Origin of the sequence: uncultured Alistipes sp., from assembly GCF_902388705.1 — a bacterium.
In the GTDB taxonomy this organism is placed as follows: Bacteria; Bacteroidota; Bacteroidia; order Bacteroidales; family Rikenellaceae; genus Alistipes.
The window spans coordinates 1-26,449 of record NZ_CABMQJ010000031.1 but is presented as its reverse complement, the minus strand read 5'-3'; the positions used below and the strand labels follow the sequence as shown (position 1 = coordinate 26,449).

At 61.6% G+C, this 26,449-nt stretch carries 20 protein-coding genes and 1 pseudogene; 12 read left to right on the top strand and 9 right to left on the bottom strand.

Annotated elements, in window-relative coordinates; all coding sequences use genetic code 11:
- The 4 genes and pseudogenes from QZT71_RS08455 to QZT71_RS08440 form a co-directional block, all read right to left on the bottom strand.
- A pseudogene (locus QZT71_RS08455) lies at positions 1 to 161 on the bottom strand (amidohydrolase); the annotation flags it as partial.
- Positions 162 to 165: 4 nt separating this feature from the next.
- Entirely contained in the window at positions 166 to 1,131 is a 966-nt protein-coding gene (locus QZT71_RS08450) for a methylenetetrahydrofolate reductase (RefSeq protein ID WP_295915065.1), read from the bottom strand.
- 5 nt (positions 1,132 to 1,136) lie between these two features.
- On the bottom strand, positions 1,137 to 4,751 hold the full coding sequence (metH, locus tag QZT71_RS08445) for a methionine synthase (protein ID WP_295915063.1): 3,615 nt from the start codon (positions 4,749 to 4,751) through the stop codon (positions 1,137 to 1,139).
- Between the two features lie 6 nt (positions 4,752 to 4,757).
- Entirely contained in the window at positions 4,758 to 5,549 is a 792-nt protein-coding gene (locus tag QZT71_RS08440; RefSeq protein WP_295915060.1) for a glutaminyl-peptide cyclotransferase, read from the bottom strand.
- 91 nt (positions 5,550 to 5,640) lie between these two features.
- Between QZT71_RS08440 and QZT71_RS08435 the strand changes: the two genes are divergently transcribed.
- The 8 genes from QZT71_RS08435 to QZT71_RS08400 all read left to right on the top strand — a co-directional run bounded on the left by QZT71_RS08435 (position 5,641) and on the right by QZT71_RS08400 (position 14,892).
- Complete coding sequence (locus tag QZT71_RS08435; protein ID WP_295915058.1) at positions 5,641 to 6,030, top strand: hypothetical protein; 390 nt, start codon at positions 5,641 to 5,643, stop codon at positions 6,028 to 6,030.
- A gap of 41 nt (positions 6,031 to 6,071) precedes the next feature.
- Positions 6,072 to 7,397, top strand: coding sequence for a hypothetical protein (locus QZT71_RS08430; protein WP_295915055.1), 1,326 nt, complete (start codon positions 6,072 to 6,074; stop codon positions 7,395 to 7,397).
- A 106-nt stretch (positions 7,398 to 7,503) separates the two neighbouring features.
- Positions 7,504 to 8,829 (top strand): trigger factor, encoded by a 1,326-nt coding sequence (locus QZT71_RS08425; protein WP_295915052.1) that lies wholly within the window; start codon positions 7,504 to 7,506, stop codon positions 8,827 to 8,829.
- A gap of 254 nt (positions 8,830 to 9,083) precedes the next feature.
- A complete protein-coding gene (gene clpP / locus QZT71_RS08420) occupies positions 9,084 to 9,752 on the top strand; it encodes an ATP-dependent Clp endopeptidase proteolytic subunit ClpP (RefSeq protein WP_295915050.1) in 669 nt (222 codons plus the stop codon).
- Complete coding sequence (gene clpX / locus QZT71_RS08415; protein WP_295915048.1) at positions 9,752 to 11,026, top strand: ATP-dependent Clp protease ATP-binding subunit ClpX; 1,275 nt, start codon at positions 9,752 to 9,754, stop codon at positions 11,024 to 11,026. The genes clpP and clpX overlap by 1 nt, the downstream gene beginning before the upstream one ends.
- 130 nt (positions 11,027 to 11,156) lie before the next feature.
- A complete protein-coding gene (locus tag QZT71_RS08410; protein ID WP_295915046.1) occupies positions 11,157 to 13,190 on the top strand; it encodes a transketolase in 2,034 nt (677 codons plus the stop codon).
- Positions 13,191 to 13,803: 613 nt separating this feature from the next.
- Entirely contained in the window at positions 13,804 to 14,295 is a 492-nt protein-coding gene (locus tag QZT71_RS08405) for an RNA polymerase sigma factor (RefSeq protein WP_295915068.1), read from the top strand.
- Positions 14,296 to 14,307: 12 nt separating this feature from the next.
- Positions 14,308 to 14,892, top strand: coding sequence for a hypothetical protein (locus QZT71_RS08400; RefSeq protein ID WP_295915043.1), 585 nt, complete (start codon positions 14,308 to 14,310; stop codon positions 14,890 to 14,892).
- A gap of 146 nt (positions 14,893 to 15,038) precedes the next feature.
- Here the strand turns inward: QZT71_RS08400 and QZT71_RS08395 are convergent, their stop codons facing one another.
- Positions 15,039 to 15,437, bottom strand: coding sequence for a hypothetical protein (locus QZT71_RS08395; RefSeq protein WP_295915041.1), 399 nt, complete (start codon positions 15,435 to 15,437; stop codon positions 15,039 to 15,041).
- 383 nt (positions 15,438 to 15,820) lie between these two features.
- Here QZT71_RS08395 and metK point away from each other — a divergent pair, with 383 nt between their 5' ends.
- The 3 genes from metK (at position 15,821) to QZT71_RS08380 (ending at position 19,693) form a co-directional block, all read left to right on the top strand.
- Positions 15,821 to 17,125: a methionine adenosyltransferase gene (gene metK / locus QZT71_RS08390; RefSeq protein WP_295915039.1), complete on the top strand. Its 1,305-nt coding sequence runs from the start codon at positions 15,821 to 15,823 to the stop codon at positions 17,123 to 17,125.
- 174 nt (positions 17,126 to 17,299) lie between these two features.
- Positions 17,300 to 18,775, top strand: coding sequence for a Do family serine endopeptidase (locus tag QZT71_RS08385; RefSeq protein ID WP_295915037.1), 1,476 nt, complete (start codon positions 17,300 to 17,302; stop codon positions 18,773 to 18,775).
- A 57-nt stretch (positions 18,776 to 18,832) separates the two neighbouring features.
- Positions 18,833 to 19,693, top strand: coding sequence for an RNA polymerase sigma factor RpoD/SigA (locus QZT71_RS08380; protein ID WP_010266169.1), 861 nt, complete (start codon positions 18,833 to 18,835; stop codon positions 19,691 to 19,693).
- 223 nt (positions 19,694 to 19,916) lie between these two features.
- Here the strand turns inward: QZT71_RS08380 and QZT71_RS08375 are convergent, their stop codons facing one another.
- Together QZT71_RS08375 and ung are read right to left on the bottom strand one after the other, a co-directional pair.
- On the bottom strand, positions 19,917 to 20,816 hold the full coding sequence (locus QZT71_RS08375; protein WP_295915035.1) for a 1,4-dihydroxy-2-naphthoate polyprenyltransferase: 900 nt from the start codon (positions 20,814 to 20,816) through the stop codon (positions 19,917 to 19,919).
- A 298-nt stretch (positions 20,817 to 21,114) separates the two neighbouring features.
- Complete coding sequence (gene ung / locus QZT71_RS08370) at positions 21,115 to 21,777, bottom strand: uracil-DNA glycosylase (RefSeq protein ID WP_295915032.1); 663 nt, start codon at positions 21,775 to 21,777, stop codon at positions 21,115 to 21,117.
- A 71-nt stretch (positions 21,778 to 21,848) separates the two neighbouring features.
- On the opposite strand from ung, the gene QZT71_RS08365 reads away from it, so the two are divergent.
- Entirely contained in the window at positions 21,849 to 22,943 is a 1,095-nt protein-coding gene (locus tag QZT71_RS08365; RefSeq protein WP_295915030.1) for an alkaline phosphatase, read from the top strand.
- Positions 22,944 to 23,029: 86 nt separating this feature from the next.
- Here QZT71_RS08365 and QZT71_RS08360 read toward each other — a convergent pair whose 3' ends face one another.
- Entirely contained in the window at positions 23,030 to 25,621 is a 2,592-nt protein-coding gene (locus QZT71_RS08360; RefSeq protein WP_295915026.1) for a TonB family protein, read from the bottom strand.
- A 47-nt stretch (positions 25,622 to 25,668) separates the two neighbouring features.
- Positions 25,669 to 26,043: a BlaI/MecI/CopY family transcriptional regulator gene (locus tag QZT71_RS08355; protein WP_295915024.1), complete on the bottom strand. Its 375-nt coding sequence runs from the start codon at positions 26,041 to 26,043 to the stop codon at positions 25,669 to 25,671.
- Positions 26,044 to 26,449 lie beyond the last annotated feature (406 nt).

Here is a 26,449-nt window from a genome sequence, read left to right as displayed (position 1 = left end):
CCGCGGCCCTCGATGCGGGCCAGCACGCCCGTGCCGGCGACGGGGCGGTGTTCGATGCCCAGTGCCGCGAGCTGTGCGGCGATAAAAGCGGCCGTGTCGCGCTCCTTGAACGAGAGTTCGGGGTGCGCATGCAGGTGGCGGCGGAATTCTACGGGATTCATACGATTAGAATATTGCTTTTGCAATCTTGATGATATTGTCGGCCTTGCCCATCGGGTAGTAGTGCAGCACGGGGATGCCCGCCGCAATCAGTTCGCGGCTCTGGGCGATGGCCCATTCGGTGCCGGCTTCGCGAATCGCTTTGGGGTCGTCCTTGTGGCGCAGCACCTCTTTCTCCAGCGCTTCGGGAATGTGGCAGCCGAAGGTTTGGGGCAGCAGCGTCAGGTGGCGCAGCGTCGAGAGCGGTTTGATGCCCGGGATGATGGGAACCGTGATGCCCGCTTCGCGGCAGCGGTGCACGTAGTCGAAGAAGCGGGCGTTGTCGTAGAAGAGCTGCGTGACGATGTACCCGGCGCCGGCGTCGATTTTCGCCTTGAGGCTGGCGATGTCGGCCTCGGGCGAGGCGGCCTCCTCGTGCGTTTCGGGATAGCCTGCCACGCCGATCGAGAATTTCGAGTGGTGGCACTCCTCGACCTCGCCGTCGACGAACTGGCCGCGGTTCATGGCTGCAATCTGCCGCACGAGGTCGACGGCGTGCGCATGGCCCTGCGGATGGGGCATGAAGAACTTCTCGTTCTGCGACTTGTCGCCGCGCAGCGCCAGCACGTTGTGCAGGCCGAGGAAATCGAGGTCGATCAGCGCGTCCTCGATGTCGTACTTCGACTGTCCGCCGCAAATCAGGTGCGGGACGACTTCGACGCCGTATTTTTTCTGGATGGCGGCCGAAATGCCGACCGTGCCGGGACGGCGGCGCACCACGTGCCACTCGACGCTCCCGTCCGCCCGAACGGTCTGTTTGATGCCCTCGCGGTGGAACGTGACGTTGATATAGGCCGGGTCGAATCCGATCAGGCGGTCGATGGCTTCGAATACGCCGCCCATGCCGTCGCCCTTGAGCGGCGGCAGCAGCTCGAACGCAAAGCGCGTGCGGCATTCGGAAATCGCGTGGTTGATTATGTCTACGACATTCATGCGGGTTAAATATTATGCGGTATCAGTTTGCGGATTTGTCCGGCGTCCATGCCGCGGCGCCGGGCGTAGTCGAGCAGTTGTTCGGTGTCGATCGCGCCCACGCAGAAATAGTCGGCGTCGGCGAAGAGCAGGCCGCAGAGCGCTTCGCCGGGGTCGATCATGTAGTTTTCGGTAAGCTTCATGCCGGTGGTGAGCTCCGCCGCGAGCAAATCGAAGACCTCGCGTTTGAGCGAATGGTCGGGCGAAGCGGGGTAGCCGAAAGCCATCCGGCGGCCGCGGTATTCGCCGCGGACGACCTGTGCCGGAGCCGGCGCTTCGTCCTGCTCGTAGCCCCACATCTGCCGCCGCACGAACACGTGCACGGCCTCGGCGAAAGCTTCGGTCAGGCGGTCGGCCAGCAGTTTGGCCATGATGGCGTTGTAGTCGTCGCCTGCGGCGCGGAACTTTTCGGCGAGTTCCTTCAGTCCGATGCCCGCCGTGACGGCGAAGCAGCCGATCCAGTCCCCGTCGGGTGCGATGAAGTCCGCCAGCGAGCGGTTCTCCTGCCCGCGGGTCTGGTTGCGGAGCATCGCCAGCCGGTGTTCGCGGCCCTTGGGGTCGGTCACGAGGATGTCGTCGCCCTCGGAGCGTGCCGGGAAAATCCCCACGGCGGCCTGCAGCGTGAGCAGCCGCTCGTCGCGGATGCGGGCCAGCAGGGCCTGTGCGTCGGCGAAGAGCTTGCGGGCCTCGGTTCCCCGCTCCGGATGGTCGAGGATTTCGGGGTAGCGCCCCTTGAGCCCCCAGGCCGGGAAGAAGAAGTTCCAGTCGATATAGGGTTCGGCGTCGGCCACGTCGAAATCGGGGAATACCATGCGCCCCGGGTGTGCCGGTACGACGGGCCGGTGTGCGGCGGCGTTTTCGCGGGATTTGCGCGCCTGGTCGAGCGGAACCAGGTTGCGGGTGCGCTCGGCACGCTGGTACTCGCTGCGCAGGGCCTGCTGCTCGGCGCGGATTTTGTCGGCGTAAAGCTCCCCGTCCGGGCCCAGCAGTTGCGCCAGTATCTGGCTGTTGCGGCTGGCGTTGGGCGAGTGAACCACCACGCCCGCGTAGACCGGTGCTATTTTCACGGCGGTGTGCAGATCGGAGGTCGTAGCCCCGCCGATAATGACCGGGATGCGCAGGGAGCGGCGTTCCAGCTCCTCGCAGACGTGGGCCATTTCGTCGAGCGACGGGGTAATCAGTCCGCTCAGACAGATGCAGTCGGCGCCCCAGGCCACTGCCTCGTCGACGATGCGCTGCGACTCGACCATCACGCCGAGGTCTTTTATCTCGTAGCCGTTGCAGGCCATGACCACCGCCACGATATTCTTGCCGATGTCGTGCACGTCGCCCTTCACGGTGGCGATGAGCACCTTGCCCGCGCTGCTCGCCGCGCCGGCCGTGCCCTGCTCGATGTAGGGCGTGAGCGCCGCCACGGCGCGTTTCATCACACGGGCGGTCTTGACGACCTGCGGCAGGAACATCTTGCCCTCGCCGAAGAGCGTGCCGACGCGCTCCATGGCGGGCATCAGCAGCGTGTCGATTACGGCCATCGGGTTTCCGAGCGCCTGGTAGCCCTCCAGCGCGTCCTGCTCGACGTAGTCCGCCACGCCTTTGAGCATGGCGTGGCCGATGCGCTCCTCGAGCGTTCCCGAGCGCCATGCGTCGGGCGCCTGCGGCTGCGTTTGGGCGATTGTCCGCACCTGCTGGGCATATTCGGTGAGCCGCTCCGCGGCGTCGGCCCGGCGGCAGAGAATCACGTCCTCGACCCGCTCGAGCAGCTCGGGTTCGATTTCGCTGTAAACCCGCACCATCTGCGGGTTGACGATGCCCATGTCCATGCCGGCGCGGATGGCGTGGTAGAGGAATGCCGAGTGCATCGCCTCGCGCACGGCGTTGTTGCCGCGGAATGCGAACGAGAGGTTCGACACGCCGCCCGAAACCTTGGCGTGGGGCAGGTTCTCCTTAATCCAGCGTGTGGCGTCGATGAAAGCTTTGGCATAGCCGTCGTGCTCGGGAATGCCGGTCGCCACGGCCAGGATGTTGGGGTCGAAAATAATATCTTCGGCGGGGAATCCCGCGTCGGTGAGCAGGTGATAGGCGCGCCCGGCCACCTCGATTTTGCGGGAGCAGGTGTCGGCCTGGCCCCGTTCGTCGAAGAGCATCACCACGGCGGCGGCGCCGAAGCGGTGAATCTCCCGTGCGCGGCGCAGGAACTCGGCTTCGCCCTCCTTGAGCGAAATGGAGTTCACGACGGCCTTGCCCTGCGTGACTTCGAGTCCGGCGACGAGCACTTCCCATTTCGAGGAGTCGATCATCGTTGGCACACGGGCTATTTCGGGTTCCGAGGCCATCAGGTTGAGGAACGTGCGCATGGCCTGCACGCCGTCGATCAGGCCGTCGTCCATGCAGACGTCGACGATTTGCGCCCCGGCGTCGACCTGTGCCCGGGCCACCGACAGCGCCTCTTCGTAATTGCCCTCGCGAATCAGGCGTGCGAATTTGGCCGATCCGGCGACGTTGGTGCGCTCGCCGATGTTCACGAAATTGGCTTCGGGGACGATGCGCAGCGGCTCGAGGCCGCTCAACGTGGTGATATGCTTCGGAGCCGGGAGGGGGCGCGGTGCGTAGTTTCCCGCGATTTTCGACAGTTCGAAGATGTGCGCCGGCGTGGTGCCGCAGCAGCCGCCGACGATGTTCACCAGCCCGCGGCGCATGTATTCGCCGACGTCTTCGGCGAACATTTCGGGGGTTTCGTCGTAGCCGCCCATGACGTTGGGAAGCCCGGCGTTGGGGTGCGCCGAGATGCGGAATTCGGCCGTTTCGGCCAGCCGCTCGAGGTAGGGCAGCAGCTCCTTGGCTCCGTAGGCGCAGTTGAAGCCGATCGACAGGAGCCGTGCGTGCGACATCGAAGCGCAGAACGCTTCGACGGTCTGCCCCGAGAGGGTGCGGCCGCTGGCGTCGGCCAGCGTGCCCGAAACCATGACGGGAATTTCGCGCCCGAGCTTCGCGGCCAGCGTGTCGATGGCGTACAGGGCTGCTTTGGCGTTGAGCGTGTCGAAGATTGTTTCGACGAGCAGAATGTCGGCGCCTCCGTCCATAAGACCGCGCGCCTGGTCGGTGTAGGCTTCGGCCAGATAGGCGAACGTCACCTCGCGCGAGGCGGGGTTCGCTACGTCGGCCGACATCGAGGCCGTGCGGTTCGTGGGCCCCATCGACCCCGCCACAAAACGGGGCTTGAGCGGGTTGCGGGCCGTGAACTCATCGGCCGTGCTGCGCGCCACGGCCGCCGCCGCGCGCGAAATCTCGTAGGCGTATGCCTCCAGCCCGTAGTCGGCCAGCGACACGGCGTTGGCGTTGAACGAGTCGGTTTCGATGATGTCGGCGCCCGCCTGCAGGTATTTGACGTGGATTTCGCGCACCGCATCGGGGCGCGTCAGGGCCAGCAAATCGTTGCAGCCCTTGAGCTGCACCGTCCAGTCGCGGAACAGCTCGCCGCGGTAATCCTCCTCGGTCAGGCCATACTGCTGCACCATGGTGCCGAAACCTCCGTCGAGCAGCAGGATGCGCGATTCGAGCGCCTTGTATAACGTATTTGCCATGTGTTTTTACTTCTCTATGATTTCGATTTCGAAGAGTTTGCTCCAGTTCTTGCCCGTCACGAAAATGCGTTTCCCGGCGGCATCGTAGGCGATGCCGTTCAGCACGTCGGTCGCCGGCGTGATCTCCTCCTCGGGAAGGATGCCCGCCAGGTCGACGACCCCCTCCACGACGCCCGTCGCGGGGTCGATGATGACGATTTGGTCGGTGGTGTAGACGTTGGCCCACAGCTTGCCGTCGATCCACTCCAGCTCGTTGAGGAAGTTTATCGCCATCCCCTTGTAGGTCACCGTCGTGCGCTTTTCGCGCTTGAACGTTGCGGGGTCGACCGTGTAGATGTTGGGCGTGCCGTCGGACATGTAGAGCTTCTCGCCGTCGGTGGTAAGGCCCCAGCCCTCGCCCGGGTAGCGGAATTCCTTGATTTTCTTCCCTGTTTTCAGGTCGTAGACGTAGGCCTTGTTCGACTGCCACGTCAGTTGGTACAGTTTGTCGCCGAGCAGCGTGATGCCCTCGCCGAACTCCTCGTGCGGCAGGCGTGCGAAGAGCTCCGCGCGGCCCGTTTCCAGATCGATGGTCTGCACGACCGACTGCCCGTGCTGGCCCGTACCCTCCCACAGCCGGCCGCCGGCGTATTGCAGTCCCTGCGTGTAGCTGGTCTGGAGGTGCGGATGCACCGCACGGACGCTGTACGTGTATTCTTTCGGCTCGACGGGAGCCTCGGGGCGTTTGGCCCGGGCCTGGTTTCCGCCGCACGAGGCGAGCAGCAGCCCGGATAACAGAACGCTTGCGAACTTTTTCATTTTCTCTTTTTGAACATCGGATGCAAAGATACGAAAAACCCCGCCATATGACGAATTTTTTGCCTATCTTTGCGCAAACCTTGCGTCTGTGATGAAGAAAATGTTTCCCGGACTGTGCCTGCTGTTACTGTGCGGGGCGGTCGCCTTTACCGCCTGTATCAAGATTCCCAAGCAACCCAAAACGGTGGATGGCACCGTGCCGGTAATCTATCGTTTCGACGGCGGAAAGGATTTGACTTCGCTGTTTACCCTGCAGGCCGCCTACGTCGGGGCCGACGGCCGCACGCAGACCGAGCGGATCGCCTCGCTGCCGTGGACGAAAGAGATCGGCGTCATGGCTCCTTTCGGCGCCCGGCTGGACGTCCGCTTCGGCCGGAAAACGGATTATCCCCGGCAGGGAACCTATGCCGTCGGTTTTTCGGGTAGCATCGACTGTGCGGCATCGAGGGCTGCAATTCCCCCCCCCATACACCGGGGCTGACCCGGGCTTCCGGGGATGAAAAGACCATCCGGCTGCGCTTCGTGCTTCCGGACGGCGTTTCGGCCGACGATGTTTCGCTGCGCTTCGCGCCCCTCAAATACGACAAGCATTTCGCCTTTACATTCACCTGCGACGACTCCTACGTCACGGCTTTTTCCCGTTTCTGGAATTTAATCAATGCCAAGTGGCTTGACGACAGGGAGTTCTGTCATTTGGGCGGCGTTCCCACCTCGGGCCGTGTTCCCGACCGGCCGCTGGCGATGACCGACGGCTGCGGCAACGACCGTCGTTTCGGGTTCAGCTGCTCTATCTGGCCTACGTGGGGAAATGAAAAAAATGCCACCTTTATCAAGGAACTTTCCGAAACGGGCTCGAACAGCCAGTATATCTCGTGGGAGGAGCTGCGGCTGCTCTCCGATTTCGGGGTGTCGATGCTTTTCCACAATGTCGACGAGCGGGTTTACGGCAAGACCGATCCTGCACGCATCGCACAGGGGCTGCACGACGATTACGATAAAGTCTACGAGAAACTCGGGCTGCGGATGAAAGTGATGGGGCTTCCCGATGGTAACAGGGCTTATGTCGAGGCGGCGAGGCAATCCGGCCTGGTAAGCTTTACGCGCAACTCCCTGGCCTGGCAGACCCGCATTCACCTGCATCGGTGCGGTGACCTGCGCGCGGGACAGACCTACGGCGGCAACAACAATTCGGTGCCTGCGCAGAAGTTGGCCGAACTGGCTGCGCAGGCGGCTTCGGACGACCCTTACTGGGTGGGGCTGACGATTCACCGCGGCGACGAGAGCTACGCGGAGATGCTGGAAGAGGTTTGCAGACTTTACGGCAGGGAGGGCAGCGATGCGCTCTGGGTGGCCTCGTGGGACGAAATTTACGAATATGTCGCCTTGCGCGAAGGGGCGCAGGTGCGTAAAATCGCCGAGGGGCGTACGGTGACGTTCGAGGTCGAAATGCCTGTGGAGGAGGGATTCTGGTTCCGCGACGTTTCGCTGCTGGTCGACGGCCTCGGCGGGGAGTGCGAGGCGGAACCCCTCTCGGACAACATCGTCGGGTTGAGCCAGGCGCCGCGCGGCGGCGGTATGCTGGTCAACGTGAATTTCAACGCGCGGCTGCTGGCCCTGGCGGAAAAATATACGGCCGTTTACGAACGGGAATTTACCGATGCGGCGCTTGCCGACGCCTGCTATTTCGTATCGCAGTTGCTGCCGTCGCTCGCGGCGCCATACCTGCAGCGGCTGGGGGCCGTCGCTGCGCCGTCGCAGGCTGCGGTCGATGCGGCGCACATCGAAGCTTACCGTGCGCAATTGGACGGATATACGTTCGTCGTCCTGCGCGATATGGCGGCAGAGTAGGCCGGGATACATATATTTTAGTAAAAATGTTGGTTTCTCCGTGAAAATCGCTATCTTTGCAACCCGATTTCGCAAATAAGACAACAATAAATAGAAACCATTCATTATGAAGATCGTAAGAGAACAACGCGAAGAGAACAACTCGCTGCTCAAGGTAACGGTGGGCGCGGAGGATTACGGACAGGCCGTCGAGAAGGAGCTGCGCGAATACAAGCGCAAAGCCAACATTCCCGGCTTCCGTCCCGGCATGGTGCCCATGGGTCTGGTCAAGAAGATGTACGGCAAGGGCGTGCTGGCCGAACAGTCGTACCGCACGGCGTCGAACGCCGTGTTCGAGTATCTCCAGAAAGAGAACATCGACTACCTGGGCGACGTGATTCCTTCGGAGGAGCAGGGCGACTTCGATTTCGAGAACGGCACGCAATTCGAGTTCATATTCGAAATCGGCGAGGCTCCCGAAGTGAAGCTCGAACTTTCGGACAAGGATAAGCTGACCTACAACCGGATCAAGGTCGACAAGAAGATGCACGACGACTACCGCGCCAACTACCTGCGCCAGTACGGCCGCCTGGTCGACGCCGACAAGGTGACCTCGGACGAGGCGCTGTCGGTCGTGCTCGACAACGGCGAGATGAACGTAGCGGACGCATACGTGGGGCTGATTTCGATGTCGGAGGAGGAGCGCAAACCGTTCATCGGCAAGAAAGTCGGCTTCAAAACCCAGGTCAACATCAACGAACTCTACAAAAACCCGTCGCAGCGCGCCGCCGTGCTGCAGGTCAAGGAGAACGAGCTGGAAGGCATCAACCCCGAATTCTCGCTCGAAATCACCAAAATCCGCAAGTTCGCCGAGCCCGAGCTGAACGAGGAGTTCTTCAAGACGGCGTTCCCCGGCGGTGAGGTCAAGGACGAGGCCGGACTGGACAAGTTCGTCGACGGCCGCATCGGACAGGAGCTCTCCCGCGAGAGCGATTACCTCTTCACGCTCCAGTTGCGCGACTACCTCGTGAAGAAAGCGGGCCTGAAGATGCCCGAAAAGTTCCTCAAGCGCTGGCTCTACACGATTAACGAGGGCAAGTTCACGATGGAGGACATTGATAAGGACTTCGACCAGTTCCTCAAAATGTTCACGTGGAACTACCTCCAGAAGCACTTCATCAAGCAGGACAATATCTCCGTGAGCAAGGAGGAGGCTTTGGCCGAGGCCAAGGCGCTGGCCGCGTCCCAGTTCGCGCAGTACGGCATGCCGTCGGCCCCCGAGGAGATGCTCGCTGGCTACGCCGAGAAGATTCTCGCGGACAAGGAGCAGGGACAGAAGATTTACGAGAAGCTCTATGAGGTGAAGGTCGTGGAAGACGTGAAATCGAAAATCAAGGTGACGGAAAAAGCCGTATCTGCCGACGATTTCGCTAAAATGGCCCAGGCGCTTTAAGAATTTCCGAAAAAAGCGTATCTTTGGACTTTGCAGGCGTGATGTTTGCAAAGTCCTTTTGTTTGGAAAAAGTTCGCCCGCGGCCATGCGGCCGGCCGGGGAGGCGGCAGACCTCCCCCGGGCAAAGGGCAACCGAGGGGGATTTTAAATATGGAATGCGGCATCGAACGCCGTAATGCGAGTCCGGCGAATTCCATGTATGAAAAATCCCGGCATCGTATGTAAAACCTCAATTCGCCGGACTCACATTCGTTATGTCAGAATTTGAAAAATACGCACGGAAGCATTGCGGAATCAGTTCGCTGAAACTGCACGACTTCCAGTCGGTCAGCGCGGCCTACGTGTCGCCGACGATCATCGAGGAGCGCCAGCTGAACATCGCTACGATGGATGTCTTTTCGCGCCTGATGATGGACCGCATTATTTTCCTCGGCGCGCCGATTTACGACGACGCGGCCAATATCATCCAGGCACAGTTGCTCTTCCTCGAGTCGGTCGACCCGGAGAAGGACATCCAGATTTATGTCAATTCGCCCGGCGGTTCGGTTTCGGCCGGACTGGGCATCTACGACACCATGCAGCTGGTCAGCTCCGACGTGGCGACCATCTGCACCGGACTGGCGGCTTCGATGGGCGCCGTGCTGCTCACGGCCGGCGCCAAAGGCAAGCGCTCGGCGCTGCCCCATTCGCGGGTGATGATTCACCAGCCGCTGGGCGGTGCGCAGGGGCAGGCCTCGGACATCGAAATCACGGCCCGCGAGATGATGAAGACCAAGCGCGAGTTGTACGAGATACTCTCGGCCCACTCGGGCGTTCCGGTCAAGAAAATCGAGAAGGACGCCGACCGCGACTACTGGCTCTCGGCGCGCGAAGCCAAAGACTACGGACTGATCGACGAGGTGCTTTCTAAACGGGAGAAGTAATGGCGCAGAACAAGAACAACAACCATCGGGGCGGAACGGGCGGCGACTGCTGCTCGTTCTGCGGTGCCAAGCGCAGCGACGTGGAAATCATGTTCCAGGGCGCGGACGGCGCGAACATCTGCAACAAGTGTATCGAGAACGGCTACCGGATTATCGTCGAGAACGACGTGGCGACCGAGCAGCGGCGCTCCCCGGCGGCTCCGCTCAAGATGGAGGAGCTGCTCAAACCGGCGCAAATCAAGGAGTTCCTCGACCAATACGTCATCGGGCAGGACGACGCCAAGCGCTACATGTCGGTGGCTGTCTACAACCATTACAAGCGGCTGCTCTACGCTCCCAAGGACGACGAGGTGGAAATCGACAAGTCGAATATCGTGCTCGTGGGCCCCACGGGTACGGGCAAAACGCTGATGGCCCGCACGATTGCCAAGCTGCTGAAAGTGCCCTTCACGATTGTAGACGCCACGGTGCTGACCGAGGCGGGCTACGTGGGCGAGGATGTCGAAAGCATCCTTTCGCGGCTGTTGCAGGTGGCCGACTACGACCTGGCGCAGGCCGAGCGGGGCATCGTCTTTATCGACGAAATCGACAAGATCGCCCGCAAGGGCGACAACCCCTCCATCACGCGCGACGTTTCGGGCGAAGGCGTGCAGCAGGCGCTGCTCAAGATACTGGAGGGCACGGTGGTCAACGTGCCGCCGCAGGGCGGGCGCAAGCACCCCGAGCAGAAGTTCATCCAGGTCGATACGCGCAACATCCTGTTCATCTGCGGCGGGGCGTTCGACGGCGTGGAGAAGAAAATCGCCCAGCGCCTGAATACCCGCGCCATGGGCTACGGGCGGCTTATGGCCGACCGCATCGACCGCAGCAATCTGATGCAGTACATCACGCCGCAGGATTTGAAGTCGTTCGGACTGATTCCCGAGCTGGTGGGCCGCCTGCCGGTGCTGACCTATATGCAGCCCCTTTCGCGCCAGGCGCTGCGCTCGATTCTTACCGAGCCGAAGAATGCCATCGTCAAGCAGTACAAGCGCCTGTTCGAGCTGGACGGCGTCAAACTGGCGTTCGACGACGCGGTGCTGGACTACATCGTGGACAAGGCCGTCGAGTTCAAACTCGGCGCCCGCGGCCTGCGTTCGATTTGCGAGGCGATCATGATGGACACCATGTTCGACATCCCCTCGACGGATACGCGGAAGTTTACCGTAAAGTTGCCTTATGCAAAGGAAAAGATAGAAAAAGCAAATTTATTGGAACTAAAACAAGTTGGTTAGTGTCTTTTTATTATCTTTGCCGTGTGTTCCGGTTGCGAATAGGGCAGCCGGGGCCTCGGCGGGGTGCTTCCGCAGCTGCGCTCGAGCAAAAACGATAACCGATAAATAAACCGATAAAACATTCTAACACATGTCATCTACCAATTCCAAACTTACGCGTGTAGCCGACAATATCCGTATTCTGTCGGCCGCCATGGTCGAAAAAGCCAAATCGGGCCATCCCGGGGGCGCCATGGGTGGCGCCGACTTCATGACGGTGCTCTACACGGAGTTCCTGCGCTACGACCCCGACAACATGGCCTATCCCTACCGCGACCGTTTCTTCCTCGACCCGGGCCACATGTCGCCGATGCTCTATTCGACGCTGTCGCTGGCCGGGTACTATACGACCGAAGATTTGCAGTCGCTGCGCCAGTGGGGCAGCGTTACGCCGGGCCATCCCGAAGTGGATGTGATGCGGGGCGTGGAGAATACCTCGGGCCCGCTCGGGCAGGGGCACGCCATGGCGCTGGGCGCCGCTATCGCGGAGCGTTTCATGGCGGCGCGTTTCGGCGAGTGGATGGCGCACAAGACCTACGCCTACATCTCGGACGGCGCCGTCGAGGAGGAGATTTCGCAGGGCGTGGGACGCATCGCCGGCCACCTGGGCCTGTCGAATTTCATCATGTACTACGACTCGAACAACATCCAGCTTTCGACCAAGGTCGACGAGGTGATGACCGAGAACGTGGCGATGAAATACGAGGCGTGGGGCTGGAACGTGCTTTCGGTCGACGGCCAGAACATCAATGAAATTCGCGAGGCGCTCGTGGCGGCCAACTCCGAAACGGAGCGCCCGACGCTCATCATCGGCCGCACCGTCATGGGCAAGGGTGCCAAAGGCCCCGCCGGCGAGAGCTTCGAGGACAAGGTTTCGACCCACGGACAGCCGCTCTCGGCTGCCGGCGCCGACTTCGCCGCCACGGTCGAAAACCTCGGGGGCGACGCCGCAAATCCGTTCGCGGTGTTCGAAGAGAGCCGCGAGGCGTTTGCCGAGCGCCGCGCACAACTGCGCGACTGGGCCGCACGTCAGGCGGAGGTCGAGAAGTCGTGGCGTGCGGAGCATAAGGATCTGGCGCACAAGCTCGACATGTTCCTCTCGGGTAAGCTTCCCGAAATCGACTACAAGGCTGTCGAGATGAAAGCCGACGTGGCCACGCGCGCCGCATCGGCCACGATGCTGGGCGTGTTCGCCGAGAAAATCGAGAACATGATCGTGGCCTCGGCCGACCTTTCGAATTCGGACAAGACCGATGGCTTCCTCAAGAAGACCAAAGCCTTTACGAAGGGCGACTTCAGCGGTAAATTCTTCCAGGCGGGCGTTTCGGAGCTGACAATGGCCTGCGTGGCCAACGGCATGGCGCTGCACGGCGGCGTGATTCCGGCCTGCGGCACGTTCTTCGTCTTCTCGGACTATATGAAACCCGCCGTGCGCCTTTCGGCGCTGATGCGCCTGCACGTGATTTATATCTGGACACACGACTCGTTCCGCGTTGGCGAGGACGGACCTACGCACCAGCCCGTGGAGCACGAGGCGCAGATTCGCCTGATGGAGCAGTTGAAGAATCACCACGACGAGCGTTCGATGGTCGTGCTGCGTCCGGCCGACGGCGAGGAGACCGTCATGGCGTGGAAACTGGCCGTCGAGGAGCACCGCCCCGTGGCGCTCGTGCTCTCGCGCCAGAACATCAAGACGCTGCCGGCGCTCGGTTCGAGCCGCCGTGAGGAGGCCGCACAGCTTGCCAAGGGCGGCTATGTGGTGCTGGACGCCCCCAAACCCGCCGTGGTGATGATTGCCACCGGTTCGGAGGTCGCGACGCTGGTCGAGGGCGCCGGGCTGCTGGCGTCGGAGGGTATTCCGGTGCGCGTGGTGAGCGTCCCCAGCGAGGGCCTGTTCCGCGACCAGCCCGAGTCGTACCGGCAGAGCGTGCTGCCCGCAGGCGTGGTGCGCTACGGCCTGACGTCGGGACTTCCGGTGAACCTCATGGGCCTGGTGGGCGAGAACGGCATGATTCACGGCCTCGACCACTTCGGCTGGTCGGCGCCCTACTCCGTGCTCGACGAAAAGTTCGGCTACAACGGGGCTACCGTGGCGGCCGAGGTGAAGAAGCTGCTCGGAAAGTAACGGATGCGGTTCCTGCCGCCCGGCACCGTCTTTTCCGTGCGGCACGAATGGACAATTGCCCCGGTGCATTTGCACCGGGGCGTTTTTGCGCAAGGGAGCGAGGTGACGGGATTCGTCGAAGGCAGGGCGCAAGGGAGCGGGATGGCGGGGCGGTCGGGGATTGCCGGATGGCAGGACGCAAGGGGTGAGGTGACGGGACGATAGGTTGCCGGATAGCGGGGTGCGGCGACTGGACGGCAGGGGGCCGGGGTGCCGGACGGCAGATTTGTCGGGTGGCTGTGGGACTGGGTACCAGGGTGTCCGGGGCCGGGTTCATCGCATGCGGTACGTCTGTTAGATTGTTACAAGGGCAGGCACTCCCTCTAACAATGTTACAAGTGTAACAGGTGCTGTCTGCTGTAACCGGATACGACCCGGTACACTTCCCGCTCACAGCCCGTCCGCTCTGCACTCTACGCCTCTCCGTCCGTCTCTTCCTCTGCCCTCTCCGCCCCCCCCCGCTTGCCCTCCCGCTTGCCCGCTTCCATAATTTTTTTGCTTCCGGGCGCAACTTTTCCGCGCGGATTGCGTCTAATGGATAAAAACAGTTTCGGAAATGCCCACAGCGAAGGATATGACCGCACAGCGAGCCCGGCAGTACGAATTTGAAGTTTTCGTCCGGGAACACCGCCGCATCATCGGCAAGGTATGCTACCTCTATGCCGGGGACAGCGACGATTTCGACGACCTCTACCAGGAGGTGCTGATTAACCTGTGGCGGGGATTCGACGGCTTCGAGGGCCGGGCCAAAGCCTCGTCGTGGGTATACCGCGTCGGGCTGAACACCTGTATCTCCTTTTACCGCCGCAACCGCCGCCGTGCGGGCAGCGTGCCGCTGGCCGACTGTGCCGCCACGGAGGGCGACGACCCGGAGCGCAACGATCTGCTGCGGGAGCTCTATGCGCTGATCAACCGCCTGGATACGCTCGAGAAAGCGGTCGTGATGCTGTGGCTCGACGAAGTGCCCTACGACGAGATTGCGGAGATTACAGGCCTGACGCGCAACAACGTGGCCTCGAAGCTCCACCGCATCAAACTGAAACTGCGCGAGCAGGCAACCCATTAAAACGATTAGGATATGGAACTCGATGAGCTGAAAACCAAATGGCACGAGCTGGACGGACGCCTGGATTGTGCGGATGTGAAGATAGATCGGCTGACGGCCCGAGTCGCGGCCGGAAAAATCACCTCGGCCAAGCAGCGGCTGGCGCGCATGCTCCGCATGCAGCTGTTTCTGCTGGCGATGCTTCCGCTGCTTTTCTCCGGCATATTGCGTTCGGACGGGAATGCCGGTTCCGACGTGGCGGTACAGGTGTTGCTGGGGCTCTTCGTCATGGCCATGCTGGGACGGCAGGTGTTCCTGATTGTCAGGCTGGCGCGCATCGACCCCGTGAAGCAGTCCGTGCGGGAGGCCTGTGCCGCCGTGGTGCGGTTCCGGAGTTGTTTTCTCGCGGGGGTGGTTATCGGCATTGCATTGGGGGTGCCCTTTTTGGTCGCGTTCGGGATTTACGTCGGTCGATTCACGACCCCCTATGTCCTGTACGGGTTCTGGACGGGACTGGCGGTCGGGGTGCCGCTGGGAGTCCGTGTCTTCCTGCGTATGCGGCGCGAAATCGACGCACTGCGCGAGGCGCTGCACGACGCGGACGCGCAGGCGCTGTGAACCGCCGATGTGCGGAGGGCGGAACGTCGGGTGTCGGGCGTCGGAAAACGACTGCCGCCTGAAAACTGCCGCATACTGCCGCCGGATAACGAAATCCCCGGACTCGATGGGAGCCCGGGGAGCGTTATTTATATATATGTATCCCGCTACTGCATGTAGAGCGTGATGCGGCCGTAGTATTCGCCGTCGATGTAGAGCTCGGCCCGCAGCTCGCCGCGGCGGATATGCACGCGGCGCAACTCGCGCGGGTAATCCGCACGTCCGTAGCCAATGTAAATCGTGTCGTCGCCGTAGGCATCCCACTGGATATTGAGCGTGTCGAGGTACTGCCCCGTGTCGGCGAAATGCAGCTTGTCGGTGCCGAAACCGTCCGCCCCGAAATAGACGTAACTGTCTAACGGGTAGCGGTCGTCCTGGTAGAATCCCAGATCGCCGGCCCAGACCCGGCCCGCGAGGGTGTCGTAAAGGCGGTCGTCGTCGTTTTCGCAGGACGAAAATCCGACGGCGGCCAGCAGCGCGAACGCAGCGATGAGAAGTCGTTTCATTGCATGTATTGCGGTTGTTCGGGGTAAAGGTAGCAATTTTCTTGCATATTGTGAAATTACTTCGTACCTTTGTCCTCCCGCCTCGGGGCGGGGAAATGTGGAAAGATTTGACTGATTGCAAACCACAATAAAAAATCGCTAAAACAGCTTATTTTTTATTCCAACAGCCAATTTTTCCCATTTTATACGTTTTATTTTTTATTAACCGGGCAGATGTATCCGTCCCGAACGGTTGCCAGCATTTTGTGCGGCATCGCCCAAGCCCCTCCCGAGGGAGGGGTTTAGGGTGGGGGCAGATTTGCAAACGACGCCGAAGGCGGCGACCGCGACAAGCCGGGCTTGGGAGCGGCGGACGGAATATCTACCACAATTAAATGTATAACATGGGCTTTTTGTTTACATCGGAATCGGTGTCCGAAGGACACCCCGATAAAGTTTCAGACCAGATTTCAGACGCCATCCTCGACGAGTTCCTGCGTCACGACGCCAACTCGAAGGTGGCCTGCGAAACGCTCTGCACCACCGGCCTGGTGGTCGTGGCGGGCGAGGTGCGCTCGGAGGCTTACGTCGACGTGCAGGGTGTGGCGCGCCGCGTCATCAACCGTATCGGCTATACCCGCAGCGAGTACCAGTTCGACTGCAATTCGTGCGGCATCCTGTCGGCCATCCACGAGCAGTCGCCCGACATCAATCAGGGCGTGGTGCGCGCCGATGAGGCGGAGCAGGGCGCCGGCGATCAGGGCATCATGTTCGGCTACGCCTGCAACGAAACCCGCGAGATGATGCCCGCGACGCTGATTCTCTCGCACGTCATCCTCAAGGAGCTGGCCGTCATCCGCCGCGAGGGCGAGGTGATGAAATACCTGCGTCCCGACTCCAAATCGCAGGTGACCGTCGAGTACGACGAGCAGACGAACCGTCCGCTGCGCGTGCACACCATCGTGGTGTCGACGCAGCACGACGAATTCATCCTTCCCGGCGACGGCCTCACGGAGAAGCAGGCCGAGGAGCGTATGCAGGCCACGATTCGCGAGGACGTGCGCACGATTCTCATTCCGCGCGTCAAGGCGCGCCTGGAGCGTGCCGGGGACAAGCTCGCCGAGCTGATCGGCGACGACTACATCCTGCACGTGAACCCCACGGGCAAGTTCGTGATTGGCGGCCCCCACGGGGACACGGGCCTCACGGGCCGCAAAATTATCGTCGACACCTACGGCGGCCGCGGCGCTCACGGCGGCGGCGCATTCTCGGGCAAGGACTCGTCGAAAGTCGACCGCTCGGCGGCCTACGCCGCACGGCATATCGCCAAGAACCTCGTGGCCGCCGGTGTTGCGGACGAGGTGCTCGTGGAGCTGTCGTACGCCATCGGCATCGCGCAGCCGCTTTCGGTTTACGTCGACACCTACCGTTCGCCCCGTCCCGCGGCGCTGGCCGGCATGACCGACGGGGAGATTGCGCGCCGTATCGGCAAACTTTTCGATTTGCGCCCTGCGGCGATCGTCAAGCGCTTCGGCCTGAAGAACCCGATTTTCGAGGCCACGGCTTCCTACGGACATTTCGGCAACCGTCCCTACACGCAGAAAGAGCGGGTGTGGGAGAACGGCCGCGAAGTGGAGCGCGAAATCGAATACTTCGGCTGGGAGAAGCTCGACGCCGTGGATTGCATCCGCAAAGAGTTCGGACTGTAACACATCCGACCGCAAAAGATCGGGATGTCAGTCGCTGATGTCTCGATTTTTGTGTGAATACGCATACTAACCGGACGTTTTTGTTCGTTTGTCCTACGAATTTAAAAAATTACGATTAGCCTATGGACTGAAGTTGCCTCTGATTAATTAAACTTAAACACTTGTGATTGAATTATGAAAAAGGCATTTTTAATTTTAGGAGCAGTAGCCGTGTCGGCCGCCGCAGGCGGAGTGACGGCATGGACGGTAGCCGGCAGCCGCGAAGGCTCGGTGGAATATATCGAGCGCGAAGTGGAGCGCACGCCCGCATTGGGCACCCAGTTTACATCGTATCAGGCAGAGCAGTACCCCGACCTGACATACGCCGCCGAAAATGCGGTGAAGGCCGTGGTCAACATCGAAGCCGTGCAGCAGGTCGAAATGCCGCGCCGCAGGGGCTACGACCCGTTCCTGGAGTTTTTCGGCATTCCCCAGCAGGGATACGACGAGGGCCCGCGCTACCGTGAGCAGCGGGCAGGCGGCTCGGGCGTCATCATCTCGGACGACGGCTATATCGTGACCAACAACCACGTGGTGGACGGCGCCTCGAAACTCAAGGTCAAACTCAACGACGGCCGCACATTCGACGCCAAGCTCATCGGCAAGGATTCCGCTACGGACCTCGCGCTGCTGAAAGTCGAGGCTTCGAACCTGCCGACCGTGCCCTTCGGTTCGTCGGACGCGCTGCGGCTGGGCGAGTGGGTGCTGGCAATCGGTTCGCCGTTCGACCTGCAGTCGACCATCACGGCGGGCATCGTGAGCGCCAAGGCGCGTAACCTGGGCGTGATTCCCAACGATTTCCGCATCGAGGCCTTCATCCAGACCGACGCCGCGGTGAATCCCGGCAACTCGGGAGGTGCGCTGGTCAACACGCACGGCGAGCTGGTGGGCATCAACACGCTGATCAAGTCGCAGACGGGCAGCTACGTAGGCTATTCGTTCGCCATTCCGGAATCGATCGTGCGCAAGGTGGTCGTAGACCTCAAGGAGTACGGCGTCGTGCAGCGTGCGCTGCTGGGCGTCCAGTATGCCATCGTCGATCAGGACTTCATCGACCGCATGGGCGAGGAAACCGGTGTCAAGGAGTTGGGCGGAGCCTATGTCGACAAGGTCATCGAGGGCGGTTCGGCTTCGGAGGCCGGCATCCGCAAGGGCGACATCATCCTGGACATCGACGGGGTGAAAATCAACGACAATGCGACGCTTGCCGAGCAGATCGGACGCCGCCGGCCCAACGATAAGATTACTTTATCGGTAAAAAGGGACGGCAAGGTGAAACAAATTGACGTTACTTTGCGTAATAAAGCTGGTAAAACGGAATTGGTTACCAAAGAAGACGTCGATATGGTCGAGGTTCTCGGAGGTAAGTTCGCAGATGCGGGCACCAAACTCTGCCGCGAACTGGACATCAAGGGCGGCGTGCAGGTGGTCGGCATCAAGGCCGACGGAATTCTGGCCCGTGCCCGTGTGAAACAGGGATTTGTAATTACCCACATCAACGATCGTCCGGTCTATTCGGTAACCGATATGGAGCGGATGACGGACAAGGTGCGTTCGATAGACGGCATCTATCCCAACGGCCGCGCCGCAAGCTACACGCTTGTGGAGTAGCCGTGCCCCGGGCGGGTTTTTGTACAGGAAGTTAATTTTAGGAGGTTAATAAGAATTATGCGTCAGTTAAAAATTACAAAGTCCATCACCAACCGCGAGAGCGCTTCGCTGGACAAGTACTTGCAGGAAATCGGCAAGGAGGAGCTCATCACGGTCGAGGAGGAGGTGGAACTCGCCCAACGAATCAAGAAAGGGGACCAGGAAGCACTGGAGAAACTTACCAAAGCCAACCTGCGTTTCGTGGTTTCCGTAGCCAAACAATACCAGAATCAGGGGTTGAGCCTCCCCGACCTGATCAACGAGGGAAACCTCGGCCTGATTAAGGCCGCCGAGAAGTTCGACGAAACCCGCGGTTTCAAGTTCATCTCGTATGCCGTGTGGTGGATTCGCCAGTCGATTCTCCAGGCGCTGGCCGAGCAGTCGCGTATCGTGCGCCTGCCGCTCAACCAGGTGGGGTCGCTCAACAAAATCAACAAGGCTTTCGCCCGTTTCGAGCAGGAGCACGAGCGCACGCCCTCGCCCGAGGAGCTGGCTACCGAGCTGGAGCTCCCGAAGGAGAAGGTGACCGACACGCTGCGTGTCGCCGGTCGCCACGTTTCGGTGGACGCGCCGTTCGCCGACGGCGAAGACAACTCGCTGCTGGACGTGCTGGTGAACCCCGATTCGCCCAACGCCGACCGCGGACTGATCAACGAGTCGCTGTCGACCGAGGTGGATCGCGCGCTGGAAACGCTCACGGAGCGCGAGCGCGACATCATCAAGTACTTCTTCGGCATCGGTACCTCGGAGATGACCCTCGAGGAGATCGGCGAGAAGTTCGACCTCACGCGCGAGCGTGTGCGCCAAATCAAGGAGAAGGCGATTCGCCGCCTGCGCCACTCGTCGCGCTCGAAACTGCTGAAGTCTTATTTAGGATAATTCACCCGGCATCTGTTTGAAAGGCCGTCCGAAAGGACGGCTTTTTTTTGTACCAGTGCCGGATTCGGGCGGTTCGGTGGGATGTGCGGCTTGTGTGCGGGCCGGGATGCATGCATGTCGCAGGGGCATGCGGTGGAGGGCGGAGCGGGTGTGTGCGGCGGGTGCAGCCACGTCGTATGCGGCAAGCGGGCGGGTTTGCGGTGTTGCCCCTCCCCGGAATACACTAAAAGGGAAGCAGGAGCCCGGCCGCGAGCAGGAGCCCGAACAGCAGGATGTTGCGCGATGTCGCGCCCAGAATGGCGTTCAGTTCGCGTCCCCGGCCGATGCGTACCATGTGCCGCCATGTCCGGATGTGGAACGGGAGGTAGAGCAGCGGCAGGAACGCCGCCCAGATGCGGCCGTCGGCGAGCAGTGCCAGGCAGCAGGCGGCGGCTGCGAATCCCAGCAGCAGGTAGAGCGTTGCGCCCGCGCGTCCGCCCAGCCGGACGACGAGTGTCCGTTTGCCGCTGCGGGCGTCCTGCTCGCGGTCGCGGTAGTTGTTGACCATCAGCAGCGTGTCGATCGTAAGGCCGCAGGCCGCGGAAACGACGGCCGCCTGCCATGTCCAGCCGCCCGAGAGGATGTAGTAGGTGCAGCCGACGGGGACGAACCCGAAAAACAGCAGTACGAGCAAATCGCCCCAGCCGTGGTAGGCCAGCGGGTAGGGGCCCGCGGTGTAGAGGAAGGCGAAGAGGACGCAGGCGGCACCGACGGCCACGAGCCACCAGCCGCCGTAGAAAAGCAGGCCGCAGCCCGCGAGGCAGGCGGTTGCTGTCGTGACGGCGATTCCGCGCCGCATGGCTCCGGGGCTTATCCATCCTTGTGCGCAGGCGCGCTCGGGGCCGAGGCGGTCTTGGCCGTCGGAGCCTTTCAGGTAGTCCCAGAGGTCGTTTATCAGGTTGGCGTCGATTTGCATCAGCAGGGCGAACGCCAGGCAGAGCAGTGCGGGGAGCAGGGCGAACCGGCCCTCCGATGCTGCGAGGGCGCAGCCCAGCATCACGGGAACGGCCGCTCCCGTCAGCGTCTTGGGACGTGCCGCGAGCAGCCATGCCCGGGCGGAGTCGGGGTGTATCTGTGTTGTCATAGCTTTTGTTTGCGCTGTGGCGGAACGATGCCGGGGCCTGTTGCCGTTTTTTCAGCGGACGTGGCCTGTTGCCGTTGTTCCGGCGGGCTGGGCTTTTGTACGGGTGCGGGTCACGGCTTGTTTCGGGGGACTTTCACGGTTGCCGTGGCACGCGGTGCCGTCGGGATATTCGCGCCTTACCGTCGCCCCCCCCCTGTCGGCGTACGGGCGGGTCTTCCGGTGTGCGGACCATCCGGTTTTTCGCCGGATGGTCCGGCGGTGCGTTTCGCCCTGCCGGTGTGCGGGCCGGTTTTCCGGGCTACCAGACGATGGGCTCCTTGCCGATGCTTTGCAGGTATTCGTTGGCGCGCGAGAAGTGGCGGCAGCCGAAGAATCCCCGGTAGACGGAGAGCGGCGAGGGGTGCACGGCCTTGAGGATGCAGTTGCGCTGCGGGTCGGCGATGGCACCTTTCTTTTGTGCGTAGCTGCCCCAGAGCATGTAGACGATACCCTGCTTGTGCTGGGCGATGGTGCGCACGACGGCGTCGGTGAACGTTTCCCAGCCGCGTCCCGCGTGCGAGGCCGCTTCGTGGGCGCGCACGGTCAGCACGGCGTTGAGCAGCAGCACGCCCTGCTCGGCCCAGCGGTCGAGGTTGCCCGTCGCGGGAGGGGGAGTACCTGTGTCGTCGGCCACCTCCTTGAAGATATTCTGCAGCGAGGGCGGGAACGGCACGCCGTCGCCCACCGAGAAGCAGAGCCCGTTGGCCTGCCCGGGGCCGTGGTAGGGATCCTGCCCGATGATGACGACTTTCAGTTTGTCGAACGGACATTTGTCGAACGCCCGGAAAATGTTGCTGCCGCGTGGGAAAATGCGGTGCGTGGCGTATTCCTGCCGCACGAACTGCGTGAGGAGGGCGAAATAGGGCTTTTCGAATTCGGGAGCGAGCAGCTCTTTCCAGTCGGGGGCTATCTTTACATCCATGTTGCAAGGGTATTAAAGTGGTGTAAATGTAGTAAAAAGTTGGCAGATTACTATTATATTTGTAACCGGATATGAAGAAAGCATACTTGTTTCTTGCGTTGTGCTTGCTGGCGGCAGGCCGAGCAGCGGCCGCGGAGCCCGCAGACAGCGTCCGCAATGTGATTTATATGATTGGCGACGGCATGGGCCTCGCGCACGTTTCGATGCTTGCCATCGAGGGCGGATACGCCCCGACGGCTTTCGACCGCTCGCAGGGCGTGGCGCTGATTTCGACCTATTCGGCCAACAACCGCGTCACGGACTCCGCGGCGGCGGGTACGGCGTTGGCTACGGGGGCGAAGACCAATAACAGTACGCTGGGCCTGGATGCCGGGGGAGAGCGTGTGCGGTCGGTCATCGAGAGGGCCGTAGCCGATGGGAGGCCTACGGGGATTGCCGTGAAATGTTATCTCCAGCACGCTACCCCGGCGGCGTTTTACGCCCATGTCCCGAGCCGGGGCGACGAGAAGGCCATCACCCGCGATATGCTGGCGAGCGGTATCGACGTGCTCATTGGCGCCGGCAGGCGGCTCGAGAGGGAGTCGCCCGAGGGCGGTTCCTACCGCGATGCTTTCAGCCGCCGCGGATATGCGGTTGCCGGTTCGCTCGAAGAGGCGGAGCCGGTGCGTGCGGGGCGGCTGTTGTGCGCTGTGACGGATGAAAATATCCCGCAGACGGTGCGGCGTCCGGATTACCTGCGCTGCGCCACGAACAAGGCGCTGGAGATACTTTCGCATAATGCGGATTCGGTCGGAAGGGGTTTCGTGCTGATGGTCGAGGGTTCGCTCATTGACGGTGCGGCGCATGGCAACGACTGGCAGAAGCTGCTCGATGAGATGCGCGATTTCGAGCAGGCCGTGGCCGCTGCGATGGATTTCGCCGACCGCACGCCCGGTACGCTGGTCGTGGTGACCGCCGACCATGAAACGGGCGGCCTCGCCATTCCGAGCGGCGATGCCGATTTCACCCGTCCCGAGAGCGGCATCCGCTATGTGTTCGGTTCGAAAAGCCACACGGCGACCTATCTTCCGGTTTATCTCTACGGGGCGGGCGCCGGACGCATTCACGGCGTGATGGACAATACGGAACTGGCGCAGCGGATTATGGCGCTGCTGGGGCTGGAATAGCCCGGCTGTACGGAATAACAAACGGCGTCCACTGAACTCGGGGTGGACGCCGTTTGCCGCTTATGGTCGATCGTGCTTTGGAAAGCCTACTTCTGGGTGCCGTAACCGACGACCACGACCTCTTCGAGGGAGCCTTTCGGTTGTCCGGACGTATCTTCGCGCAGGGTTCCCCCTTTGGTCGACACGGCGAAGCTCACGGGCAGGGTGAACCTTACGCGCACGGCCTGTCCGCGCTGTGCGCCGGGTGTCCATTTGGGCGCGGAGCGGATTACGCGGCTGACTTCGTCGGCAAGGGATTTGTCGGGCGATTGGAGCGTGCGCAGCGTGCTTACCGAGCCGTCCTTTTCAACGACGAACGAAATTACCACCATGCCGTAGGCATTCTTCTCGAGCGCCTCCGCCGGATATCTCACGTGCATCTGCACCCATTCGCGGAATTTGTCGAGGCCCCCGCCCGCGAACTGCGGCATCGTTTCGACCCGCAGGAACGGTTCCTCGTCGGGGTTCCCCGCTTCGGACGCGGTTTCGGACTTCGTGATTTGGAAGTCGACAGGCAGCGTGTATTTCACGCGCACCTTTTCGCCGCGCTGCTCGCCGGGTTTCCACCTGGGCGAGGAGGCGATTACACGGCGGGCCTCCTGCCAGAGCGATTCGTCGGGGGACTGGAGCTGCCGGACGGTGCTCACCGAGCCGTCCTTCTCAATGACGAACGTCAGTACGACGCGTCCGCCGATTCCCTTCTCGAACGCTTCGGCGGGGTATTTCACCCGCTGCTGCACCCATGCGCGGAAAGCCTGCAAATCTCCGTATTCCTGCTCGGGCGACGCATCGCCGACGGGGAATGCGGGCATGACTTCGGAAATCAGGAACGGTGTGTCGGGGTCGGCCGGGCCGTCCGTTTCCTGCCTGCCGGCGGCCGGATAGGTCGTCGTTTGGGTGATTGTGCCGTCCTTTATCGTGATGGAGGACGAAGCGGCTTCGGGATTCGTTGCGCCCTGTTCGGGCTTTTTGAATCCTTTGAGCGTGATGACAACCACACCGTCGCGGCCTTTCTCCCCGTACAACGCCAGGCTGGCTTTGTCTTTGAGTACCGAGATGCTCTCAATCCGGTTGGGGTTGATGGTTTTGATAAACTCCTTGTCGACTTCGAGGCCGTCGACGATGTAAAGCGCCTTCTGGTTCGACAGTTCGGCCGTCGCAGCCGGGTCCGTATCCATCGGGAGCAGGATGGTTTGGTCGGGGGCGTCTGCCCGGACGGTCTGTGTCTTGCAACCGACATAGGAAACCTCGAGCGTCGAGCCTTTGGGGACGGTGAGTTTCGCACTGCCTGCCGCGTCGGTGACTGCGCCTTTGGGCGTGTCGGCGACCCGGACGATGGCCCCGGTAAGGGGTGCGCCGTCCTTATAGGTGATGATGCGAATCTTCACTTCCGCAGCGTCGTTCGCGGCTTTGCCGTCCGCTTCGGGTTTCAGCACCACCTCTGCATGCATCGTCCCCGCCTTGCGTACCTCGACGACGGCGGTTTCGCAGTCGGGGTAGCTGACTTCGAGCCGGCTGCCCTGCGGCACCGTGATTTCGGCGCTGCCCCCGGCGTTCGTGACGACGCCTTTCTGGGTGCCGGACAATTGTACGATGGCACCCATAACGGCCTGTTTGTCGTTGTCGCGCACCGTCAGGGTCACTTTGCATTCCTTCTCTTTGGCCGCCTGTGCGGCGGCAGGGGCCGTTTCCGTTTCGGCCGCGGCCGCGATTCCGGAATCGGTTGCGGGTGCGGCGGCCATCGCGGTTGCGGGTGCCGGGGCGACGATCACCGCAGCGCGTGTGGTGAACGAAAATGCGCACAGGAGTCCTATCAGGGCGGGAAGCGTTCCCGCCAGTCGCAGCAGGTTGTGCCTGCTCTTTGTCTGCGTAGTCATCATTTTAAAGCGTTTTTTGGTTAAGGAGTTTCGCAGCCCGTTGGCTATTTCCGGACTATAACCGAAAAGCTGCTTGAAGATGGTTTGCATGTAAACCGCCCGGTCGTAGCCGCTGCCCAGCACGTCGCTGTCGGCTTCGAATTCTTCGGCTTCGGTCAGCCGCCGCGCGGCAATCCACACGAACGGGTTCCACCACAGGGCCGCCTTGAGCACCTCCATCAGGATGCGCTCGACGGAGTGGCGGTGGGCGATATGGCTCGATTCGTGGGCGATGACGGCTTTCATCTCCTCGTCCGGGGTTTTGTCCCAGACGTAGATTGTTCCGAAGAACGAGAACGAGGCGATTTCCTTCGGCGTGCGGACGAGCCTGTAACGGCCGGCGCGGGTCGTGTTTGCACCGCGCCGCAGGCGCATGATACCGAATACCTGCCACAGCATGACGCCGATAATCAGCGCGGCCCCCAGCAGGTAAACCGCCAGGCAGAGGTGTTCGGGCGTAACGGCGGGGCTCTGCTCGGGAACTATATCGGCGTTCCATTCGGGCAGGTCGGGCATCGTGACCGCAGGCGTCTCCACGATTACCTCGCCCGGCCATACGGGAATGCGGAGCAGCGGTATGAGGGCCGCGGCGGCCGTCGACAGCAGCAGGTAGAGGCGGCACCAGCGGAATTTCACCCGTCCTTCGAGCAGGATGGCGTAGGCCGCCAGCAGGATGCCGCTGCAAACGAGCATCTCGAGGCTATATTGGAGCAGTGTTTTCATCGTGGGAATCGGATTCAGGATTTGTGGGGCGGGCGGACGTCGGTGTGCTATTTCTTGGCGTTACGCATGATTTCGAGAATTTCGTCCATCTCCTTGACCGAGATGTCCTCGTGGCGCGAGAAGAACGACACCATCTGGGCCAGCGAACCGTCGAAGTATGACGTGAGCACCGAAGACATCACCCCGCGGGCATACTCTTCGCGGCCGACCAGCGGGTGGTAGCGGTGGCTCTTGCCTTCGGAGGTGTGCCCTACGAAGCCTTTGTTCTCCAGTATCTTGAGGAAAGTAGCCACCGTCGTGTACTTGGGGTGGGGCTCTTTCGTTTCGGCGATGATTTCGTTGACCACCGCATCGCCCAGCTTCCAGAGGATTTGCATGATTTCCTCTTCGCCGCGGGTGAGTTCAGTTAATTTTTTCTCCATGTTGAAAAGCGCTTTTTTTCAGGTTCCTGATGCAAGTCTACTACTAAAAATTTAGAAATGCAAATATTTCTTCTAAAATTTTAGTAGATTGATGCGAAAAAGTTCGTTACCTATTTTATAAGGGGCGCGATGGGCTTTGCGGATCGTGGCGGATCGAGACGTTTTATGGCGGTCGTGGCGTTTCATGGCGGTGGAAGTGGCTGGTTGAAGTGGGTGGTGGGGTGAGGCGGCCGGGAGGATTGGGACGGAAAATGTCGTCGGCCTGAACTGCCGGGAGGTGCTGTGGCGGGGCGGACGGCAGGGGGTTCTGTACGGCTGCGAAGCGCGGCGGTGGCAGGCAGTGGGGATGGAGTGCCCGGGCGGGCGGCGAAGTACGGCGGCTGGCGATGGCGGCAGAGGGTCGGGG

Coding starts and splice junctions, on each gene's coding strand:
- ung (WP_295915032.1), bottom strand. CDS start 21,777: ATGGATGTAAAGATAGCCCCCGACTGGAAAGAGCTGCTCGCTCCCGAA.
- QZT71_RS08365 (WP_295915030.1), top strand. CDS start 21,849: ATGAAGAAAGCATACTTGTTTCTTGCGTTGTGCTTGCTGGCGGCAGGC.
- QZT71_RS08425 (WP_295915052.1), top strand. CDS start 7,504: ATGAAGATCGTAAGAGAACAACGCGAAGAGAACAACTCGCTGCTCAAG.
- QZT71_RS08400 (WP_295915043.1), top strand. CDS start 14,308: ATGGAACTCGATGAGCTGAAAACCAAATGGCACGAGCTGGACGGACGC.
- QZT71_RS08355 (WP_295915024.1), bottom strand. CDS start 26,043: ATGGAGAAAAAATTAACTGAACTCACCCGCGGCGAAGAGGAAATCATG.
- QZT71_RS08380 (WP_010266169.1), top strand. CDS start 18,833: ATGCGTCAGTTAAAAATTACAAAGTCCATCACCAACCGCGAGAGCGCT.
- QZT71_RS08360 (WP_295915026.1), bottom strand. CDS start 25,621: ATGAAAACACTGCTCCAATATAGCCTCGAGATGCTCGTTTGCAGCGGC.
- QZT71_RS08440 (WP_295915060.1), bottom strand. CDS start 5,549: ATGAAAAAGTTCGCAAGCGTTCTGTTATCCGGGCTGCTGCTCGCCTCG.
- QZT71_RS08375 (WP_295915035.1), bottom strand. CDS start 20,816: ATGACAACACAGATACACCCCGACTCCGCCCGGGCATGGCTGCTCGCG.
- clpP (WP_295915050.1), top strand. CDS start 9,084: ATGTCAGAATTTGAAAAATACGCACGGAAGCATTGCGGAATCAGTTCG.
- QZT71_RS08410 (WP_295915046.1), top strand. CDS start 11,157: ATGTCATCTACCAATTCCAAACTTACGCGTGTAGCCGACAATATCCGT.
- clpX (WP_295915048.1), top strand. CDS start 9,752: ATGGCGCAGAACAAGAACAACAACCATCGGGGCGGAACGGGCGGCGAC.
- metH (WP_295915063.1), bottom strand. CDS start 4,751: ATGGCAAATACGTTATACAAGGCGCTCGAATCGCGCATCCTGCTGCTC.
- QZT71_RS08385 (WP_295915037.1), top strand. CDS start 17,300: ATGAAAAAGGCATTTTTAATTTTAGGAGCAGTAGCCGTGTCGGCCGCC.
- metK (WP_295915039.1), top strand. CDS start 15,821: ATGGGCTTTTTGTTTACATCGGAATCGGTGTCCGAAGGACACCCCGAT.
- QZT71_RS08395 (WP_295915041.1), bottom strand. CDS start 15,437: ATGAAACGACTTCTCATCGCTGCGTTCGCGCTGCTGGCCGCCGTCGGA.
- QZT71_RS08435 (WP_295915058.1), top strand. CDS start 5,641: ATGAAGAAAATGTTTCCCGGACTGTGCCTGCTGTTACTGTGCGGGGCG.
- QZT71_RS08450 (WP_295915065.1), bottom strand. CDS start 1,131: ATGAATGTCGTAGACATAATCAACCACGCGATTTCCGAATGCCGCACG.
- QZT71_RS08405 (WP_295915068.1), top strand. CDS start 13,804: ATGACCGCACAGCGAGCCCGGCAGTACGAATTTGAAGTTTTCGTCCGG.